This window comes from Pseudoalteromonas sp. MMG012 (assembly GCF_018100875.1).
Classification (GTDB): Bacteria; Pseudomonadota; Gammaproteobacteria; order Enterobacterales; family Alteromonadaceae; genus Pseudoalteromonas; species Pseudoalteromonas aurantia.
Genome location: NZ_JAGJEF010000012.1, coordinates 62,891 through 83,684, shown reverse-complemented (window position 1 = coordinate 83,684; position 20,794 = coordinate 62,891). Strand labels below are relative to the sequence as shown.

The window sequence follows — 20,794 nt, the reverse complement described above, 5'->3', positions numbered from 1 at the left end:
CTTACTCCTTATTTCCATGTAATGCAATGTACTCCCAATATTCTGTTAGTAGTACCCACATAATCGCACGTTGTTCTTGGTGCTCTTTTGTTAAGTCCAATGGCTTCCCTATCAAAACATCACTAGCAAGCTTAATAAATTCTACTATTTTCTCCTCACGAAGACCTGTCACATAGCTAAGTCGCTGCTCCGCTTCTAACAAAGCCTCTGGATTTTTATATTGCTTTGCAAGGTTATAAATGGCACTTTTTGGGAAGCTTTCGGTTAAGTTTGCGCCTAAAATTGACAGATCATCTGTATTAAATTCATTGGGCAAAATGTTGGCTCGTTGCTGAGACATCTCCCCATAGCTGTGGCTAAAATAATCGTTAACATCAAGGGTTGTAATATCGATTGACTCTAACACAGCAACACTGTAGCAGTTTGTAGTACCGTCAATGTTTATATGCTGCTCGTTAGCTTGTTTTGGCTCATCAGAAGATAATCGTGTCTCTTTTTCTTTAACTTCTTTTTGTTTTACAACTGCCGAAAGCGCCACTTTTTTAACTTCATCTGCAAGATTTGTGGCAAAGCTTCTAACAGTAGAGACCGGGGTTTTATGTTGGCAAAAGACCAAACCAAATGCATGAGTTAAAGGATAGATCTGGTTAATTAACGCCCCATTTTCTTGTTTAACCTGTTTGCTAATAGACCAGTCTTTTGTCCATTCCATAAGTTTAGCAAGTACTTTAAAACCTTGAGATGCAGGCAGAACAAATAAAGTTTCATCTCCTCCCCATAATAGGGTTTCTAATTTAATCCTCGAGATATTTTGCTCTTGCCCATCTATTGTAATGGTATCTTCGAATAAGGCATCTTTTTGATTATCTAGATAATTTAATAGCTTATCGAGTAATTCTCCTCTGAGTTGGCGGATATGTTTGTCATAACTAAGCTGGTCGTCGGCAGATTCAACATAGTTTTGTTGAATTTTAGAAAACTTGTTGCCATCAAAATAAAGGTAAGCGAGCTTATTATCTAAGTGTGCAATACCATCATCATTGCATATTTGCTCAAAGCTCTGCGTGTAGAATCTTTTAATGGTTTTAGGATTACTCACTTTTGCAAGTTCTGAGTACTGAGCTAATTCACTCTCGTAGAAGGTTTGCTTTTGATCTCGCCCATACAAAAATAATGTCTTTAAAATCGTATTCACTGGCTTATCAGCACTTTGTACCCTCTCGTGTTCTGATGCAGGCAATACATGGCTAAGTTCACATACCTTCTGAGCTTCGACTTTGCTGCCATCAGCATTTAACGCGTCTGGTACATTTTTGAAACTTACACTCATTTGCTGTAGCTGTAACAATCGCCCGTCATTAATCAAGGCATCTTTTGATTTATTAAACGTGCTATCTGTAACGTGTTTTTTGTAATTAACAACGAAATTCATGCCTTGATAATCAGCATTTAGTCTATTTTTAATCTCAGATACTAACTCTTCTGCATCATTATTATTTGTTTTATAAATGCCCACTGAGCCACCTAAAGAAATCACTTCTAAGTTGTCGAGCTTTTGCGCTATTTGAAGTACTGAATTTCGTAATAACATGCTTGTCCCTCGGTAAACACTGAGGTTATTACTAATCCCTAAGCTATTACCAAAATTAACAGCTTCAACTTTTATGAGTGCATACATGGCCTCTCCTTGATGATTTTTTAATGGGGTTACGTGTGACTGTTTATTTGTCTTATTCTTTAAATTTTGCAATTTGCTTTCCCAATGTTCTTCACATTGTTCAGCAAGCGATTTCTTACTCTCTTTATGGTTGCTGCTAATTGGAAAAAATGACATTAATTTCTGATAAAGATATTGGTACTTAGCAGATGGAAAACTAATAAAATTTAAACAGCTATAAATAGCAGCGAATAACTTAGATTTGACACCGAATAGAATGGCTAACCCAATTAATATAATGAGCGTCATCCTGTCAATAAACTCTAAACTGAATACATTCAAGCCTTTTGGCCAAGCAGTCACAATTGCAATTAATGCCAATAATGCGGCAATTTGCCCTGTATTATCCGCCTTATTGACAAAATAAATGTTACGCCAACTTTCCATATAGTCATCGGCAAATGACACTTGCTCTTTAACCATATCAAAGTGTTCATCAAGCGACGTTGCTCTTTGTATTTGCTCAAAGACCTCTAGCCCTTGTTGTTCATGACTTAACTGTTTAAACCAATATCGATTCATAAATAAAATAAAGTTTCGTCTTATTTCGCGATAATTGTTTTCAGGTTTCGAGCTCGTATTTCCTTGTGCTAATTGATCAGTGGCTTTATTCATTGTTCGCTTAAAGCATGTCAACGCCTCCCGGGTAAGTAACGCATAATGGAAAAAGTGACGATAGATCGTGTGCCAATGCGGTAAAATGCAATCAGCCGTATAACCACCAAAACCAACAGTGACCGTTGCATATTCGTTGAAACCTGTTTCTGAGCTTATGCCTTTCCATCGTCTGTAAGATTGATCATCGATAAGTTTAGTCACAAACTCTTGATTGTATGCATAACCTGTGGGGTAGAAGTCGAACCGATTATTTTCAACATCGACCATTGTGGCTAAGCTGGTGGTTTGGGCTAAGACATCTTCGCCAAGCGAAGTCTTAGGATAATTACCGCACAGTCCGTAAGTTGCATTTAAATACAATCTCGAATCATGTTGGTTATGGCTATATGGGTCTAGCTTTTTTATTACGTCGTTTTGTTCTGCCGTACTCGATGCATCGTCATTAAAAAATAAAGAGACCAGCCGCATAACGTAACGCGAAATAGGTTGTCGATTGTCTTTTTGTTGTTTTAAATCCTCTAGCCCTCTTGGCTTTTCACCATCATAGGTTAAATGCTCAGTATTGTTTAAAAGCAACACTAAGCAGTCTATTTTTTCTTCTTCTTTTTGCTCAACAAACGTTGGATAAAGGATCCTTGCTTTTTGACTGAAATTCAACCAGCGACCTAACTGCATTTGTTTCATGCTTTTAGCTAGAGTTAAATCAGATGGAGCAAGTAAAATACACCACCACCACGCTTCATCATAAATAGTTCCTGCGTATAAAGGTTGATTTTGTATTTTCTGAACCGTTCTTAATGTACTTGCGGCATATTTAAAAATATCTTGTGTTGGAGAGTACTCTGCGTTTATTGCAAGTAAAAAGCTACCTCGAGAAATTGGGTGCCGAATTAAACTTAATTGGGTTATTTTTGCACAAGGCGTAAGTTCATTTTGAGTAAAATCAGCAACCTCACAGTCTTGTAAAGTATCACCAAACACTGAAGATTGTTTGCGTTTATTTCGTGCCTGTTTACTTTTAGCGTTGTCTATTCCTATGTAGCAATTACTTAACTCTAATTGATACTCTTCAAAGGCATTTATTTTTTTAGAACCACCTTTTTCACCAAAGAAACAAGCTTGAGCTTGCGGGTTATAATACAAAAAAGTTTGGACCTGATTATTTTCAACCGTAGTCCAATCAGCAGGATCAGTTCCTACCTTATGAAATTCATACCTTTTTGCCTTAATTGTTAAACATTCATCATTCAATATAACCTTACGTTTATTACTATTATTAGCATCAATATTTAGTCTATTTTTTAAAGTAGTTTCGCCTTGAAGGTCAAACGGATAATAAAACGTTGCGCGATATTGATGCTGTGGTCTAGAAAACTCAAAAAAAACATCAAAAAAATCGGTAATTGTGCTTTGACTTAATGCTTGCTTTGTCATTAATAAAGCATAGTAACAGCTCTGTGCAATCGTTACTTGTTCGATTTGACAAAAAGGGTGCTCGGTTGCAAAGCGTTTTAGTAATTCAACTTTGCGTTTGTCGTGACAGATATAAACGGCTTCTTCAAGAGATAAGCTGGCATTATCAACACAAACTCGACCCCAAAATAAAGGTTTTTTAGTTATTGCGCCTTTTAAGGCCTCTTGATCTTCAATAGACTTTATAAGTGAATAAGAGTCAGGTAACTCACAATAGCGTGTCACCACTGTAACGTCTTCTAAATCTAACAAGTACTCTTTAAATTCAAGATTTTTGTTTTGTTTTTCTTCCATGTTTATAAATGTTCTTATTTTAGAATGCCTTTTAATTCATTGTATAAAACATCAAACTGAGGTTCGGATTTCACAAATTTGCTTTTTGCAACTGCACCAAAAAAGTAGTTAGGGGCTTCACCACCAAACCAACTTTTTAAATTAACAAATGGCCACTTTTTAACTAATTCACTGAGTTTGTCACGGTTTTTTCTTGCCAATACTTCAATTTGTGTCACATGGTCTTGCTCTATATATCTGAGCACTACTTGCCTGAGTTTTAATGGTTGACGTAAACTTAAGGCTCGCTCATAAGTAACTTTAGAGGGAAACTGCGCAACCTCACTCATGACACTTGTAAAACGAGCTGGGCAATCTAGATAGAATATTTTGTCGGGTGACTGTTCAATATTTTGACTTTCAAACCAACTAAAAGCTTCTCTACGTATCCCTCCAACCCCTCTAACATTTGCTTCGTCATCTCTTATTTTTTTCATATCATAGTAAGTTGCTCCGGCTGTTAATAAACCAGGTATAAAACCTCTATCATTGGCTGCAACTAGTTTATCGTAGGCGCTTAATCTTAGAGAGAAAATTTTTGCAAATTGTTCAATAGCAGAATGAGTATTTCGTTTATCACAATCCGAATATTGATGATGGTCTAATAAATGTAACTTAATACCTTTACGTGCAAGAAATTGCTTACCTTCTTCATTAATGTCTGGCAGTTCGATTGCAATTAGATTTGGCTTGCACTTTTCAAAATCTATATGCTCTATGGCGTCTAATAATGTTGCCCCCCAAAAATTTGGGCCTTTAAAAACTGAAAACCCAAACTTACTTGCTAAGGCGATTATAGTGTGTGCCTCAAGATCATTAGTAGGACACAAAATACTGGTATTGTGTTTAGTTATCATAATGCTTTCCTATCTTCTTTCTTTTGATATCATAGATACAGCACTAGAACAATAAAAAGGAGCTGATAGTTGCACTCTCCCCTTATCTCTCTTTGCAAAGACATCCCATTTATTAATCTGGGGGTACAATTAAAACTCGATGATAACCTTGTTGGCTATCCTTATTCAGGCAGTTTACTACATGGTGCGCTAACTAATGCAATGTATTCGGTTAACCCCAAATTATGCCAATTACTATTAGGTGAACAAGATACATCGAGTCCTAGAGGCTATTTTTTTACTGCGCCATTTTTGCCTGCAAATGGTCTAGATAAAGGTAAGCTTTTTAATTTTTCAATCAAATTATTTGGTAAAGCATGTGAGTATTTAGCTGAAATTGTTCACTCCTTGTTTATATTGCAAAAAAAAGGGTTGGGTAGTAAGTCAGTTAACTTTAAAGTTCATAAAATAAACTTGCGCCATCAAGGCCGAGATTTAATGTTATATAAATCGGGCTGCAAACTTGACTTGCTTGTACCACCAGCAACAAATTTAGCAGACCAACTTTTTATCCCTTTTGAAGCGGACTCTCCGCTTTGGTTGGCACAATTAAACATTCACTCACCTATCTTTTTAAAAGTAAAAGGTAGGCTTTCTAAAAACGCTCCACTACTTGATAACTGGATACTATCGGTAGCTAACCGTTTACAGTTGTTATGTGATAACCACTTTACAACTGGCTATGACTGTAAAGAACTGCTTTGTACCTCTCCAAATAACAAAGCACTTTATGACGCATCAAAGTTCTTTATTCAGACACGTCAAACCAATATTGCCGATAAAGCGCATGATCTAAGTGGCTTAGTTGGTCAAATACAGTACCAAACCACATCGCAATCACTATTATGGCTACAAATTGGCAGCGCATTGCAAATAGGTAAAAAAGCCAATTTTGGTCAGGGCAATTACTCCCTAGAATATGCCTTAATGTCGGCTCATGATGACTCAGTACAGTAAGTTATGTAAATAGGTTAATGCCCGAAAATAAACGCTTTAATCTATTTTGACCACATACTGCTTTTTTACTTAGGTTACTTTGACTGAAAAGGTTATAGCCTTTTAATTTAATTAGCTTTTTTCAAAAAATATTATTTAATCTACACTATAAAATCAACACTTTGTCAGTAGCCTAGACCGCAGATGTTTGAAAAATTTAAACTTTTTCCTTTCCAATACTTAAAAATGTCAGTAATAAACAGATTTTAGGTACAAGCTTTTGGAGAGCGTCATTTTTACCCCTTCTAGGCCTTGTATGGCGCGGCCTCGATCAGCTATAGTATGAGTGACCCCGACTTTAGAGGGGATTGATACTTGTGCATTCATAAGAATGTCTCCAAAATAAAAGTATGAGTGACCCCGACTTTAGAGGGGATTGATACTATATGCCATAGATTATTTTCTCTCGAAAAAGGTATGAGTGACCCCGACTTTAGAGGGGATTGATACCATAATATTCTTCCTTTTTTGTTGTACCTAATAGTATGAGTGACCCCGACTTTAGAGGGGATTGATACTAATTCTCTTATATAAAGGTAAGTAAGGTAAATGTATGAGTGACCCCGACTTTAGAGGGGATTGATACAATTAAGTCAGGTATGCTGGCAACGCTGTGCATGTATGAGTGACCCCGACTTTAGAGGGGATTGATACTGTTTAAAGCCCTTCTTTAAAGTGTATAAGTGTATGAGTGACCCGACTTTAGAGGGAATTGAGACTGGCTCTCCTAAGAGCTTTGTATTGTGGTTCAATAATTCCGGACACTATTTTAGGTGGTATCATTACCACTCAATCAGAGGTGTCCGATGGCAAGAAAACGCAGAACATTTAGTAAAGAATTCAAACTTGAAGCCGCTTGTTTAGTTTTAGACCAAGGCTATTCACTTCAAGAAGCATGTCGTTCATTGGATGTTGGAGAAACGGCTTTAAGGCGCTGGGTTCAACAACTTGAACTTGAGCGAAATGGTGAAACACCTAATGCCAAAGCTTTGAAGAAGGATATTAAACTATTTAACTCCTAATGATATGATTAAAAACCATGTTGCACTGACCACTTGATATCACCACTCCTTACTTTTCGCGAAAAATCGCTTCATACCACTGAGAGTTTCTTACTTAAGACTCGATGAAAAAACTAATCAATTGAATTTAAAGGAAATTTTAAATTAGAATAATTATAGACAAAAAAGATATATAAATTAGGTAAGATTATTTTGCATACAGTATACAATTTACGGTATAAAAATTAAGACAATATGACAAGATTGTAAAAATACGAATAAAAATAATGGATGACAGTGCGTAAGCTTGGCAAAAATGCTTGTCATGCGAAGGAATAACAAACTTTACGTTCATATAACCACAACATGTTGATAATAATAATGAATAAAACTATGAAAAAATCGGTTCTAGCAAGTGCGGTACTACTTTCTCTCAGTAGTAACATTACTTTGGCCAACGCCCAATGTGGGGACCCTACTCTGCCTCGCCAAGGTGAAGTAAGCGCCAACCAAACACACTGTATTACGAATTATGGTCACTATTTCTATGTAGAAGTCCCCTATGAGAACAGCCAACTTGTTATCAGCACTTCAGGTGGTACGTACAACGGAATTGATGCAGCAATAAGTCTATATGAGGGTAACCACTGGAGTGGCACTGTCACGCAGCGCAGTGACACAGCAGACACAAACACAGAGCAAGTATCAGAAACATCACGAGCAGGAAGACGTTACTTTAAAATCGACGGTAATATTGCGCAAACCACATTAAGAGTCGACATTACAGGGGGAGAGATTCCACCTCCACTTGGCGACTACATTATTTACAACACCAATGTCTCCGTTAATTTACCTAACCCGGCTATCAGTTCAAAATCTCAATACGGAAGCATAATTCCCACTATTTTAGCGGCAAAATATGCCGATTTTGAAGCGCTCGCCGGTGCTGCAAATGACCCACTCACTGATGTACTCGAAGCAATTCATTATCTTGCTGATGCCGATGACATTGCCGACCCTGATTTAAACCAACTATTGTATTTCCTTGGGTCATATAAATTTTATGCGCAAGCAATTACCACAACAGAAGCAAGTGATCTAAATACCGCGATGCAAGCCGTTGCAAAAATGACCGCGTTTTTATCACCGACGGGCAGTGTTATCCAAGAAGGGTATGCAAAAGCCATCAATAATTTTCAGCGTGGCAATGGCGCAAACCACTTTAAAGACCAGCTTCCCCACATACTGGCCGCAATCCAATATCATTCATTGCAAACAGACCCCTTCAAGGCTAACAACGCCAGTGATGCCATGATGGAAATGCTTGGTGCGGTTGCTAATGCCGCAATGTATGGTGACCCGGCTGCGCAAAATGCAATTAATGAACGGATTTTAGATGTGATGTCTGTTATTCGCTCATTTGCAGTATTAGGTGAAACGGCCATTGATTTGCGTTGGAGTAAAGAATCTGACCGTAAATGGATTGTGCCACACAGTTATATCGCATTGGGGAAAATTGCCACCATTGCCACTGACGAAGCAAAAGCACGCTTTGACAGTATTGTGCTTGAAACCCATGAAAAGCTCATCGCATGGTTAAGCACTGAAACCATTGAAACTATGACCACTAAAAAGTACCTAGATTCGGCTAAACGACTATGTGAAAGTACCGATCCACTCTTTGGTCATTGTATCGTACCACCAAAAGAGTCTGATATTTTAACTGTGACTCATAAATGCTCTGACTCGGTCACTATTCGAGCACAAAGCACCATCAGCCAGTCAATTCTAAATAAATCTTGCGCTGAAATGGCTACGCAAGAAACTGAGTTTCATGCATTTTTTAATACCCAAGGCAGCCCGGTTGCTAACGATAAGAACACCACGCTGGAGGTTGTCGTATTCTCAAGCCCAGACGAATATAAAAAGTATGCGCCTGAGTTTTTTGATAATGTAGACACAGATAATGGCGGAATATACTTAGAAGGAACACCAGAAAAAGAGGGGAACCAAGCACGATTCCTAGCGATGCAATGCCCTGATGCGTGGGTCGGTAAATCTTGTCAATATGAAGACCAAATTTACAATCTACGCCACGAATATGTGCATTATCTAGATGGCCGATATGTCAAAGTCGGTGGCTTCAACTATTATAACTACAACGTGTCTTGGTCTGAAGGCATGGCTGAATATTTAGCAAATGGTACTGATTTTCCTCGTACATTAGAGGTAATCAAAGGCAAAGTTATCCCGCCTCTTTATAACTTGCTATTCATGGCGTATGGCTATGATGACTTATACCAGTGGAGCTACTTTGCTATGCGTTATTTAGACGAGCAACACAATAGCGACATGCACTTGCTCAAAGATGCATTAAGAAATGGCAGCAAAGACGGTTATGTAAGTTCTTTAAAGGCAGTTGCAGAGCGTAGCCAAGCGGACTTTGAAGCATTTGTTATGGCCAATTCTGAAGCCATTGCCGCAAAAGCTGAAGTCATACCTGACGCTGGAAAAATCGGTAGCTGTGATCTCACACAGCAATATGTGCGCCCCGTTGACGCAAATAACACTGACTACACAATCACCAACAACACTGATACTCCGGTGTCTATTTTCTGGATTGATAATCAAAAAGGTACGGCCAACTTTGCGAAAAACTACAAGACATTAGGTCAAGGTGACACTTATAACGCAACAAATTGGCGAGAATTCGACAGAATTATGTTGTCAGACAATAACCTCAATTGTCTCGGCGTTGCGTCTTTGAAATCAGCGGGTAACACTTTCACGATAAACGCAGATTTAGTAAAAGATGTTGTGCCAGAAACTTTGCCGGCCCAGCATGCTTTGGGGAGCTGTGAATTAGTTAAACCGCATATTATTGGTGACGAAGCACATCAATTTAGCATTACAAATACCACAGATTACCCTGTTCGATTATTCCGTATAGACAATCTGACTGGCAAGCCTAAATATGAAAGTGCGGCCGATGGCTTTGATTATGGCTATGGCACATTACAAAAAGGGCAAAGCTATACGTCTGATATTTGGTATGCCAATCGCAGATTCATGATCACCGATGCACGCTTAAATTGTTTGAGCGTGGGTGTTCTTGATAACCCAACTGGCAACTTTACCATTGATGAAGCGATGGTTGCCAACGCAAAAAGCCCGGAAGTGCTGCCAGCAGCGAATCAGTTAGGTTCTTGTGACTTAATGGAAAAACATCTAACAGGTCCATTTGAAGCTGATTTCAAATTCACAAACACCACTGACACAACTGTGCGTATCTATCGTGTAGACAACGAAACAGGTGCATTGAGTGACAGCTTTGAGTTTAAAACATTAGCACAAGGTGAAACATACTCGAGTGCCGACTCTTGGAAATGGTTTGGTAATCGACGCGCAGCTATCACCACACAGTCTGGACAGTGTTTAGCCGTTGCCGTCATGAGTGAAGAAAACACCCTCAATGACTACGTGATCACCAATGACATTCTCGATAATGGTAACGGCAATAATAACGATGCCGATGGCGATGGCGTAATCGACTCAGAAGATGCTTTCCCAAATGATCCAACTGAAACAAAAGACACCGATGGTGACGGTTTTGGAGACAACAAAGACGCATTTCCAAATGATAGCTCAGAGTGGCTCGACAGCGATGGGGATGGCATGGGTGACAATAGTGACCCATTCCCGAATGATCCTAATAATGGGGCTATTCAAGATTGTGGCGCTGCCACAATTAATTATGGACAATTAACACTTGGCAAAAATGAATGTGTCGCTGGGGGCCGTAACTCATTCTATGTGTGGGTCGCAGCAGATAACACCACACTAACACTGCAAAGCCAAGGTGGTGAAGGTGATGTCGGTATTTACTTCAACGCCGATACTTGGGCTAGTAAGGCCAACGCACAAAATAAATCAGGTGAAGCTGGCACAGCACAAAGTCTTGTTGTCACGGCAAATCGTGGCTGGCGCTACATCACCTTGAATACGAACTCTACCTTTAAGGGGGTAACCTTTAGCGTTAAGGCAGAGTGATCTACCCTTAATTACATGTAAGTAACCAATAGGCGCCACCCTACTTGTGGCGCCTATTTTTTCTCCCCCCACCAACAATTGCATAAAATCCTCACTAGTAAAGATTCAAAAATTAACAAAAAACAAACAAAAAAACGACATACTGTTTATTTTTTGTTCTTCGCTGCTATTATTCCTAGAGACAACAACATAAAGGAATAAAGTAATGAAAAGAAGACTTTTAATAAGTGCGCTCTCTTCAGCCATCTTTGTGGCTAATACGGCAAGTGCTGCGCAAGTTTCTGCCCAAATAAATTTCCTAAGCTCTCTACTGACAACTGAAGGTGATATTCATGTGGAACTGGTACTAACCAACCATGACAACTCCCCAGTTAAAGTGCTTAAATGGTACACCGCAGCTGATGGCGTACAAGGTAATATATTTAACATTACCCGCGATGGTGAGCCCGTTGAATATACAGGCGCATTGTACAAGCGCACAGCACCGAGTGAAAATGATTACCAAATGCTCAAACCAGGCCAAAGTATTCACTACTCAATCGAACTCTCTTCACTCTATAATTTTGCACTCCCAGGTGAATAACGTGTTCAATATCAGGCAAATTCTTTGCATCTATTTAAAGCGCCACAAAATGAGCATATGCAGTCATTAAAGAACAATGCGGTACCTTTTGCATATTCAGCTTTGCGCTCTACTGCAATTTCAACTTTGATTACAGGTGATCCGATAGCAGAAACAGTCGCTGCAACCTCCACTCTGACATACAATACACAAACGCTAGCGACATCTTATACATCGTGTAGTAATAGTCAGAAAAACACCATTAATAGTGCATGGAGCAGTGCCAAAAACATGTCAGCTAGTGCGACTGGTTATTTAAGTAGCCGCAGTACGACACAATTAAAAACGGCACCGAGATACAAAACATGGTTTGGTGATCCATCAATACGCGTAGGTGCTTTTTGGTCACCCAAGGCCCATGAGCGTGTTGAAGAGAATTTTTCAGATATCACAGATGCCATAAAAAATAAGCCGCTTTCATTTGACTGCGGTTGCACCAGCTCAGGGACATTTGCATATGTATACCCAAACCAACCTTATAAAGTGTATTTTTGTGGTGCATTTTGGAATGCGTCCCGTACTGGCACAGATTCACAAGCAGGGACTATAATTCATGAAGTCAGCCACTTTAATGCGGTTGCAGGAACCGATGACCATGCTTATGGGCACTATGGCGCTAAAAACTTAGCGATTTCAAACGTTAGGAAAGCGATTGAAAACGCCGATAGTTATGAATACTTTGCTGAGAATACTCCGCAGCAAAATTAAATTTAAAGGAGGAGCGTGGCAACACGCTCTTAATTAATATGATGGTGTATCGCTTATTTATAGTTGGATTAGTGTTACTCGCAAGTGGGTGTGATCAGAACATGAAAAATCTCATTGGTTTGGGTTCTAATAGTTCACTCACTTGCACAATTAAGTCAACAAAGTCAGGGGACAATCAATATTTAGTGACCTTTATATTTACAAATACCACAAACGAACCAGTTCGGTTTCTAAAGTGGCACACGCCTTTTGAAGGCTGGTGGAGTCAATTTTTACATGTCGAGCAAAGTGGTGTCGAGCTACTCTATCAAGGTCCGATGGCAAAACGCGCAAAACCAACGGAGCACGACTATATAGAACTCGCAGCACACGAACATCGTAGCATTACATTAAACCTGCTTAATGCTTACGATGTTGCGTTAAGTAGTCCAACAACCATTACACTGTCCTCTGAGCTTTCCCACCCCGATTCACCAAATATAGATTGCTCCATGATTTTGGTAAGACAGTGACTTATTCCGAATTGCCGGCTAAATGTTGTAAAAAAATTAGGCTTTGACGTTCTTTTGCTAAAGGTTCATAAGGTGTTTGTTGCAGGCTATCATAGGCAAATTCTGTAATATCAAACTCTTTTATATCACTCGCACCAAAGATACTCGGTTGGGCTGGGCTAGGTGACATTAACTCAACCACAAACCCGCTCAATGTCATAGTCTCTATATCTGGATTAAGTACAGACCAATGTGCTGATAGGTCAATCCTTTGTTGCCCTTTTCGCAACAGCCCTCTCGTGACCAAATGTACGATAGGTTCACCTGCGGCATATAAGTTTGCTCTTACTCTGTATAAGCCTGCTTTCTCAACTTGTAGCTTTGCAGGGATACTCATTTTATCATCATCTGGCCGTGCATCACCAAAGCCAACTAACCTCGCACTAGGCGGCATGTATTGTATTTGCGCGACAATTGGGACCTGTTTACGCTTAATTTTAGCATGCGCAACAATTTGTAAATTCCTAGAGTAGCTTTTATCGCCCGAAAATACGATTTTGTCATTGAGTTGCTCACCATAAATCGTACGTTGTGAAAATATCTTTTTTGTCTCTACATCCATCAAACTCACCGCGATATTTTCAATATTATCACCCCCTATCTCTAATTCGATATGGTCAGGGTACACAAATCGATATTTTTCTAAGCGCATTGTCAGTTTATTTCCACTCTCATCAAGGGGGATTGAGAGTGGATAAAACCCATTTGGTTTTAGTCTATCTTCATCAAATCTCGTTAGTGGCTGAGAGTATTGCGGATAGCGTAATGCCGCTTCGTACTGGACAGCCACTTGCTTTGCGGCAAGTTTGATGCTGCCATCAAAATGCGATGTTAATTGTGCCTGAGGTTGCTCTGCTTTATTGACAATTTGTACTATCGATTCAGCTGAGCTTTCACGAGTTTGACCATTGTTTGTAGAGACTGTATTACTTTTTGCTTGGCTATCATCGGTAAAAAACCAAAATAGCGATAAAACACATACAGTAACTCCAACGCCTAATTTATAATGTTTCATATTCTGGCACTCTTTATGCGCTTTGCTATGCCATATGCTTCAACAAAGCGCGTGATTTATCAGCTTTATGGGATTGCGTCATAGATTAATTCGGATGCACTCAGCCTATTGGAGTCCGCTACAAATCGATACTGCTTCTTCCAAAACCAATGACCCGTTGTTTCATCATATGTTTGAAAAGACACCTGCTTACCTCCAACATTGGCAGCGTAATTCGCCACAGTCACCTTCCCCTTATGGCCTGCATTTCGAATTGAGTTATGACTATAATTGTCTGACATTAACATTGGATAATGATTCGGCATAAACCCTGAAACTCCATTACCTTGATGACCCACCTGACCATCTGATGCAATATGACGGCTACAGCTACCAAAAGAATCTACACGACTTGCGCCACATGAAGAGTGAGATGCAACAACACCGTCATCGCTGCCTTTTAAGAACAACTTCGTGGCACCAAAGAAATCATCTCCATCAGCCACAAATCTAAGCCTGGGCGCTCTATCATCAGGTACAGGCGATATTTTACGCGCATTGTTCACTTTCAAATCATGAAGTACACCAACCGCTTCTGTTACGTCACTGCCTAACCACCATGTTAATGCTTGATCAATAACAAAGCTCCAAGAGGCTGCACCAGTTAATGCACTCACGGCAATGTCAGCAAGCTCACTACCACCACCGGCTCCTGCAATGTCAAATGTTGCTACAATATTGAGAGGCTGTAACCCCGCATTTCTTAACCAATTTGCTTGATTGTCGATAATATAGCGTGCCACCAGATCCCCTGTAGAGTGTGTAACAAGTACACAACCAGAGTCACATAAGTTCGCCTCAGAGAACTGTTTTAATTTTGGCCAAATCCAGTCTGTCGCTATTTTTCCTTCAATTCTTTCATATGACGGCCAGTCAATGCGCTCGTCTGACACTTGCCCCCAATACGACGACCAATAAGATGCCCCATCTGCCTCAACATTAGTCGCAGACGCACTGATCAGTTGTTGTGGTTGTAATCCATGGATTAGGATTGTTTTATATTCTTTGCTCATCACAGAGCAGCTCGTACTCAATGCAATGATAATGCCGCATAAACTGCTTAATGTGATACTGCTTTTATTTTTTTTCATATCAATTCTCAGCTTGTTGTTGTCATTTAAATCTAATATTACCAACACATCAGATGTCAGACCTCAGATCACCAAGGCGGAATTCAGTATTGTGAATAAACGATCAAAATTCAACCAAAAATTAACATTCTAAACAAAAATTATTGAGTTTTGTGGAAAGTAAAGAAGGCATATTAAATTGTTAACATTAAATTCAAAGGGTTAAGAATTTAACCTGTTTGGTGCTTTATTGTGGAGAAGCATAGAAAAACATATGATCTTTCAATAAATCACTCAATAACTGCAAAAAAGGTGAGAGGTAGAATCACAAACACTAAGTATTTTTTAAATTCAGTGGCCATTCCAATTGTCATCGTTTTTTCTATTATAGATAAATCTTCGTTTAAACTTACCTGCCATATCTCAGTGTTCGTCGTCACAGTCCGTTATTTAACCGCATTTTTCGTTTGTTTAAATGCAAAGAGCCTATCGAGTCTCATATGATCAAGCAAATATAAACTCGACACAATTAACTAGGAGCTGCCAGAGAAAGTAGATATTGTTGCAACCATGGCGCTATTCTCATAAAAAAACGCCTATCAGGCGCTTTTTTATTAAAACTTATACAAACCCATTATCTAGTCTGCTTTTAGTACAGATGCCAGTCTTTCAACATTTAACGTCTCCACTGCGCCGTTCACATAAGCCGTCAAATATTGTTCAAACGACTCTAAATTACCTTGTAATTTATCATCGAGTAACGCCACCTGCTCTCTCATTCTTTGTGACTTTTGCTCTGTCGGAGAGTCAATATTACTCAATATTTCTAGGCGCAGTAGTAACTGCTCCGCACTTAAAATATGTTTATGCGTTGAAGACCACTGACTTGGGATTTCTGTGCCTTGTTCCAGTGCCGATAACAAAGAAACAAACTTCTCTTTATCTCTTTGAATTTGCTTTTGCGATAAAATCGAATCAACTTTTTTAGCTAAGCTTGCTTTCATTTTACGTACACTTGGTAAGGCATCAAAGGTTTCAACCTGCTCTTTAACAGCTTGAAGCTCACCAACTGACATGGTATCGACAAGTGTATCCGAAATTTGCGCTAACTCAGCTTTCTGTGTTTTCTCAACTTCAACCTGCTGTTGTTTTTGGGCATTAAACTGCTCACTGCGCAAAGAAAATACCGTATCGTTATGCTGTCTAAATGTTTGCCACAAAGTATGCTCTTGTTTTGCACCGGCAAATCCAAGTGTTTGCCATTGCTTTTGTAATGATTTTAGCTCATCGCAAGCTGTAGCTAACTCATCGCTTGACACTAACTCTTGCGCGCGAGTTACTAATTTTTGCTTTGCAGCTGCATTGGCTTGATGAAATGACTTCAACATGCCATTCACACAACTATGCGCATCTCGATATTGCTCATTAAGTGCTTTATACGCTGCACCATCAACGCTACCAGCACTTCGCCAAGCCTTTGCTAGTCGATTAAACTGACTCTCAAAATGACGCCAATCAAAATCTGATGTCTGCGTTGGTGCATTGGTTAGCTCGCTCATTTGCTCGATTATTTGCGTTCGTTCAGTTTTTGCGGCTTTACGCTGTAATTCTTGTTCTGCAAAATGTGCACGACACGGTGCAAATAACAATTCAATTTTTTCATCGAATACCGCAGCCTGAGCCTTCTCCTCGTCGGTATCAATTCGACCTAATTCATTCCAGCGTGTACGCAGTAACTTAACTTCTGCTGCGCGTTTCTTTGCATCAACATCCGTTTCTTTTAACTTTTCATCAAGCGCAAGTAATAATTCAGCTCGTTTTGGCGTGGCTGCATATTTCTGCCAATCTCTGGCATCCGCCAAAGCAGTTGAAAGAGCGGTATGCACCTTTTCAATACTTTGTTGATTACGTTCTGTCAATTCGGCATAACTTTCTAAAAAGCCATTAAAAACACCAAAAGCAACGTTGAAACGACCTTGATCTAATAAACGTTGTACGTCTTTTCCTTTACGACGAGCCTGTTTTAAGTGCACTTCTTGCTTATTTACTAATGGCTCCATTGCGACTTTAAACTCTGAGCTTATCGTCCGTAATTTCTCTGAAGCAACTTGACGAAGCGAATGTGGCAAAGGCTGGAGTGCTTTTTTACAGACATCATACGCAGCTTTTTGTGCAACCAGTTTCGTATCTAACTCCGCTAAGTTGTCTGTTGCTGTAATAGCTGCTAATGCTGTTAATGCTTCCTGCATTTCTGAGTTAGCAACCACTAACTCAGGTAAACGAGCCAATTCTTTTTGTAGCGATTCAATGCGGTTAAACTGTGCAATGAACGCCACATCTGATTGATATTCAGATGTAGCTACGCTGGCTGTTAACTCAAGCACCTTAGCAGATAATTGTACTGATTGCTCTGTATCTAACGCCTGTAATGCATTCGTCAATGTAATATCAAAGGCATCAATATCCGCAGCCAATTCAACCAATGCCATAGCTTTGTGCTGCTTTGCCAATAAAGCTGTTTGTTCATCATCATATTGAGTTCTTAACGCACTGATATGATGGTTTAGCTTTTCACTAATACGCTTAAACTTATCATCAACTATGCTAATATCTTCTTCACTTAGCCATTTCAATTCAATACTTTGCCATTCACTAAATAAAGCTTTACTCGTCTCATCTACTAATTGATAGCTGGTTTTATCACGCAGTGCATTCAATTTAGCTAATACCATTTTCGTTTGCTGTTCGACTTGCTTTGGCATAACTTTCGCTAAACGCTGCTGTTCTAAGTAATCTTGTAAATGTGCAAGGGCAGTGCCTTGTGCTACTTTCAAAACTGACTTTTCAAGTTGATATTGTTCAATCAACGGCAGCAGGACCACTTGTAATTCTTCAGAGCCTTCTCTAAAGGCTTTTTCAATTAATTTTGCATTCGCTAAACGCTTCAATAATTTGAATCGAACTTGCAGTTCTTTTTCAGCAAATGCCAATTTTTCTAAAAACTTAGCCGGCGCATAGCGGTCTATGTATTCACTACGAATGTCGTTTGACAATGCGCTATTGCTGTTTAATACCGCACTGGATATCTGTTGCTCTGCAAGATCTTTTAAATTTTGGTCTTGCTTATATGCCTGCCACCACAAAACTAAGTCGTTAACTTTATGAAGTGCCTTTTTACGGATCTCTACTGAGCTATCTTCTAATGCAATTGTTTGTAATAAATTGGCATCTTTACCTGTATCCAACTTATCGATTGCGGCTAAACGTATTTCCGTTTTAGGGTGTTTCCATTTGGGCGTAAAAAGGTGTTTAAAGATCATGTTCACTGAACCTAGCTATTTCGTTTTGGGCTTTGAATTCTTGCTGTAACTCGCGTTTAGATTTTTGAACCATTTCACCCTCTGAGTTTATGGTGAATTGTTCGTTGCTCTTCGCAACTTTTGCTTGATACAGCATAACCAGCTGCACCGTTTGCTCTTTCTGTTCTTGCGTTAAAATTGTGCCATCAGGCCACTTTCCTGTTGCTGCGCCATATTGTAAGCGCTCAAATAATTCTGGGGTCAAATTGTTAACTAAGCTATCAATATTCATATTACTTTTTCTTTTTCAAATAAACCAAGATCACACGATTAACGAGATACCAAAAGCACCCAATGCCAATCGCCGCTTTTGTCAGTGCCATTTGAACTGTGCCAGTTGCGGGCTGCTGCCAATACAAATATAAAAATCCACCTAAGAATAAAATCAACGCCAAAAAAGAATGGTTAATAAACATTTGTTGTTTCTGAATCCGTTTAGTTGATGCTATTCGAGCCAACTGTTCTTCAGTTACATCACCTAATTGTGTTTGACAATGAGAGCAAACCATACTTTTACTCGAAATTGATTTATTACAACTAGGACATTGCACAATTGCCATAAATAACTACTCCTAATGCTACAAAAAATGGCGCCCCTAAGGCGCCATTTTACTTGTTTTCTTAATGAATGTCTTTGTTCAATTACATTCATTCACCATGAGTTTATTTTTCTTGCGGATTTTCTTTTTTGAACTTAGTCCAATAGTCGTCAATTGACTCTTTCATCTCTTTGCGGAGTAAGAAAATACCAAACAAGTTAGGTAAGGTCATAACCACAATGGCAACTGCCGCTAACTTCCAAACAAGTGTCGTATCTGCAAATGATGCCCAGAAAAAGCCTGCGACGTAAAAGACCCGATATGGCATAACTGATTTACTACCGAGTAAGTAAATCATCGCTCGGTCACCGTAATAAGACCAAGCTATTGCGGTTGAAAATGCAAACAATAATAGGCCAATAGATACGATGTACTTACCATTTTCACCAAAAAAGCCTCGCGTAAATGCTTTTGTTGTAAGCTCCGCAGAATGCACTAATGATTTACCCATGATACTGATACTATTGTCAACTGGTACACCATTCTCTACTTTCACCACACCGGTATAAACGTGACGCGGTGTAATACCAAAACGAATATCTTCGCCAATAGAGCGAGAATGGATAATCGTAAAGTCATTATTAACTGCGCGACCTTGAACAACGTTAATGCCGCCATTATACAACTCGACGCCATGCCCAGTGTGGCCATTTAAATATTTATACAACGCGTCTCGTTGTGCAGGCTCATTTTCATCAAACTTACCTTGTACAATGGTCATTGATGAACGTTCAAAGTGCGTATCGAATTTTTCTGTCCATACGCCAGACGATAAAATAACTAATCCTGTCAAAGTACAGATCACGATGGTATCAATAAATGGCTCTAGTATAGATACCATGCCTTCCGATACCGGTTCGTCGCCTTTTGCCGATGCGTGAGCGATTGGCGCTGAACCTTGCCCCGCTTCATTAGAAAATAACCCTCGGTTAACACCTCGGTTAAATGCGTAAGCGAATGAAGCACCTAAGAAACCGCCTGCCGCAGCTGAGCCTGAAAAAGCATCAACAAATACAGATGCGAATGACGGACCGATATTTTCGATGTTATATAAAATCACACCTAAAGCACCAATAATATAAACAGCAGCCATCAGTGGTACTACGCGTGATGTAATTGCCGCAATACGTTTAATGCCACCAAGAATAACTAAAGCTAACAATACAGATAGAACACCACCAGTATGCCAAGGTTCAAAACCGAACGTCGCTTCCATACCCTGAGCAATATTATTAATTTGCGGTAAACTACCTGTACCAAAAGAGCTAATAACAGTGGCGATAGCAAACAATACTGCCAACCATTTCATATTCAAGCGACGGTCCATGTAGTACATTGGGCCACCAGCCATCGTACCATCATCCGTCTTCACTCGGTATTTATGAGATAAGGTCACTTCCACAAATTTTGTTGTCATGCCAAAAAAAGCGGTCATCCACATCCAAAACAATGCAGCAGGCCCACCGATTGAAATCGCAAGTGCCACCCCACCAATGTTACCCGTACCAACAGTACCAGAAAGTGCCGTTGCTAACGCTTGAAAGTGCGTGGTATCTCCTTCTTGGTCTTTTTTATCGAACTTACCTGTAACGACCTTGCAGGCGTGTTTAAAGTAACGTATTTGGGGAAATTTCAGGTAAATGGTAAAAAATAAACCAACACCTAGTAAAACGTATGGGAACCAGAAAGCTCCTCCTAATAAACCATCTAGATTATCTAGCAGTTGTCCAAATGCATCCATGACTCA

13 protein-coding genes, 1 pseudogene and 1 CRISPR repeat array are annotated in these 20,794 nt (G+C 39.4%); of the genes and pseudogenes, 6 read left to right on the top strand and 8 right to left on the bottom strand.

Translation table 11 applies throughout. The features are described 5' to 3' along the window. Nucleotide 1: 1 nt before the first annotated feature. Nucleotides 2-4,102 carry a hypothetical protein gene (locus J8L97_RS06515; protein ID WP_211048303.1) on the bottom strand — a complete coding sequence of 1,367 codons (4,101 nt, stop codon included), beginning with the start codon at nt 4,100-4,102 and terminating at the stop codon, nt 2-4. 14 nt (nt 4,103-4,116) lie between these two features. Next, nucleotides 4,117-4,998: a hypothetical protein gene (locus J8L97_RS06510; RefSeq protein WP_211048302.1), complete on the bottom strand. Its 882-nt coding sequence runs from the start codon at nt 4,996-4,998 to the stop codon at nt 4,117-4,119. Between the two features lie 69 nt (nt 4,999-5,067). Between J8L97_RS06510 and cas6 the strand changes: the two genes are divergently transcribed. The 6 genes and pseudogenes from cas6 to J8L97_RS06480 all read left to right on the top strand — a co-directional run bounded on the left by cas6 (nt 5,068) and on the right by J8L97_RS06480 (nt 12,926). Further along, on the top strand, nt 5,068-5,994 hold the full coding sequence (gene cas6 / locus J8L97_RS06505; protein WP_210997068.1) for a CRISPR system precrRNA processing endoribonuclease RAMP protein Cas6: 927 nt from the start codon (nt 5,068-5,070) through the stop codon (nt 5,992-5,994). A gap of 319 nt (nt 5,995-6,313) precedes the next feature. Continuing rightward, nucleotides 6,314-6,687: a CRISPR direct-repeat array (repeat unit 35 nt; unit sequence GTATGAGTGACCCCGACTTTAGAGGGGATTGATAC). A 152-nt stretch (nt 6,688-6,839) separates the two neighbouring features. Then, nucleotides 6,840-7,025 (top strand): annotated as a pseudogene (locus J8L97_RS06500) (transposase); the annotation flags it as partial. Between the two features lie 402 nt (nt 7,026-7,427). Then, the gene (locus J8L97_RS06495) at nt 7,428-11,084 is read left to right on the top strand and encodes a collagenase (RefSeq protein WP_211048301.1); all 3,657 of its coding nucleotides are present in this window, start codon (nt 7,428-7,430) and stop codon (nt 11,082-11,084) included. A gap of 205 nt (nt 11,085-11,289) precedes the next feature. Further along, complete coding sequence (locus J8L97_RS06490) at nt 11,290-11,667, top strand: hypothetical protein (RefSeq protein ID WP_211048300.1); 378 nt, start codon at nt 11,290-11,292, stop codon at nt 11,665-11,667. Nucleotides 11,668-11,691: 24 nt separating this feature from the next. Further along, a complete protein-coding gene (locus tag J8L97_RS06485) occupies nt 11,692-12,414 on the top strand; it encodes a M35 family metallo-endopeptidase (protein ID WP_211048299.1) in 723 nt (240 codons plus the stop codon). Nucleotides 12,415-12,515: 101 nt separating this feature from the next. Then, nucleotides 12,516-12,926 (top strand): protease, encoded by a 411-nt coding sequence (locus J8L97_RS06480; protein ID WP_192506984.1) that lies wholly within the window; start codon nt 12,516-12,518, stop codon nt 12,924-12,926. Nucleotide 12,927: 1 nt separating this feature from the next. On the opposite strand, the gene J8L97_RS06475 is transcribed toward J8L97_RS06480, so the two are convergent. From J8L97_RS06475 to J8L97_RS06450, 6 genes are all read right to left on the bottom strand, one after another. After that, nucleotides 12,928-13,980 (bottom strand): hypothetical protein, encoded by a 1,053-nt coding sequence (locus J8L97_RS06475; RefSeq protein WP_211048298.1) that lies wholly within the window; start codon nt 13,978-13,980, stop codon nt 12,928-12,930. A 65-nt stretch (nt 13,981-14,045) separates the two neighbouring features. After that, nucleotides 14,046-15,110, bottom strand: a complete 1,065-nt coding sequence (locus tag J8L97_RS06470; protein ID WP_192506982.1) for a hypothetical protein — start codon at nt 15,108-15,110, stop codon at nt 14,046-14,048. Nucleotides 15,111-15,727: 617 nt separating this feature from the next. After that, a complete protein-coding gene (locus J8L97_RS06465) occupies nt 15,728-18,409 on the bottom strand; it encodes a DUF349 domain-containing protein (RefSeq protein WP_211048297.1) in 2,682 nt (893 codons plus the stop codon). Further along, nucleotides 18,399-18,680, bottom strand: coding sequence for a YeaC family protein (locus tag J8L97_RS06460; RefSeq protein WP_192506980.1), 282 nt, complete (start codon nt 18,678-18,680; stop codon nt 18,399-18,401). Before J8L97_RS06460 ends, J8L97_RS06465 begins: the two co-directional genes overlap by 11 nt. A gap of 1 nt (nt 18,681) precedes the next feature. Then, the gene (locus J8L97_RS06455) at nt 18,682-19,008 is read right to left on the bottom strand and encodes a hypothetical protein (protein WP_192506979.1); all 327 of its coding nucleotides are present in this window, start codon (nt 19,006-19,008) and stop codon (nt 18,682-18,684) included. 103 nt (nt 19,009-19,111) lie between these two features. Beyond that, nucleotides 19,112-20,788 carry a sodium:alanine symporter family protein gene (locus J8L97_RS06450; RefSeq protein WP_210997062.1) on the bottom strand — a complete coding sequence of 559 codons (1,677 nt, stop codon included), beginning with the start codon at nt 20,786-20,788 and terminating at the stop codon, nt 19,112-19,114. Nucleotides 20,789-20,794 lie beyond the last annotated feature (6 nt).

Bases quoted from the DNA above. Each gene is read 5' to 3' on its own strand.
- J8L97_RS06515 (WP_211048303.1), bottom strand. From the start codon at position 4,102: ATGGAAGAAAAACAAAACAAAAATCTTGAATTTAAAGAGTACTTGTTA.
- J8L97_RS06510 (WP_211048302.1), bottom strand. From the start codon at position 4,998: ATGATAACTAAACACAATACCAGTATTTTGTGTCCTACTAATGATCTT.
- J8L97_RS06495 (WP_211048301.1), top strand. From the start codon at position 7,428: ATGAAAAAATCGGTTCTAGCAAGTGCGGTACTACTTTCTCTCAGTAGT.
- J8L97_RS06490 (WP_211048300.1), top strand. From the start codon at position 11,290: ATGAAAAGAAGACTTTTAATAAGTGCGCTCTCTTCAGCCATCTTTGTG.
- J8L97_RS06480 (WP_192506984.1), top strand. From the start codon at position 12,516: ATGAAAAATCTCATTGGTTTGGGTTCTAATAGTTCACTCACTTGCACA.
- J8L97_RS06475 (WP_211048298.1), bottom strand. From the start codon at position 13,980: ATGAAACATTATAAATTAGGCGTTGGAGTTACTGTATGTGTTTTATCG.
- J8L97_RS06470 (WP_192506982.1), bottom strand. From the start codon at position 15,110: ATGAAAAAAAATAAAAGCAGTATCACATTAAGCAGTTTATGCGGCATT.
- J8L97_RS06465 (WP_211048297.1), bottom strand. From the start codon at position 18,409: ATGATCTTTAAACACCTTTTTACGCCCAAATGGAAACACCCTAAAACG.
- J8L97_RS06460 (WP_192506980.1), bottom strand. From the start codon at position 18,680: ATGAATATTGATAGCTTAGTTAACAATTTGACCCCAGAATTATTTGAG.
- J8L97_RS06455 (WP_192506979.1), bottom strand. From the start codon at position 19,008: ATGGCAATTGTGCAATGTCCTAGTTGTAATAAATCAATTTCGAGTAAA.
- J8L97_RS06450 (WP_210997062.1), bottom strand. From the start codon at position 20,788: ATGGATGCATTTGGACAACTGCTAGATAATCTAGATGGTTTATTAGGA.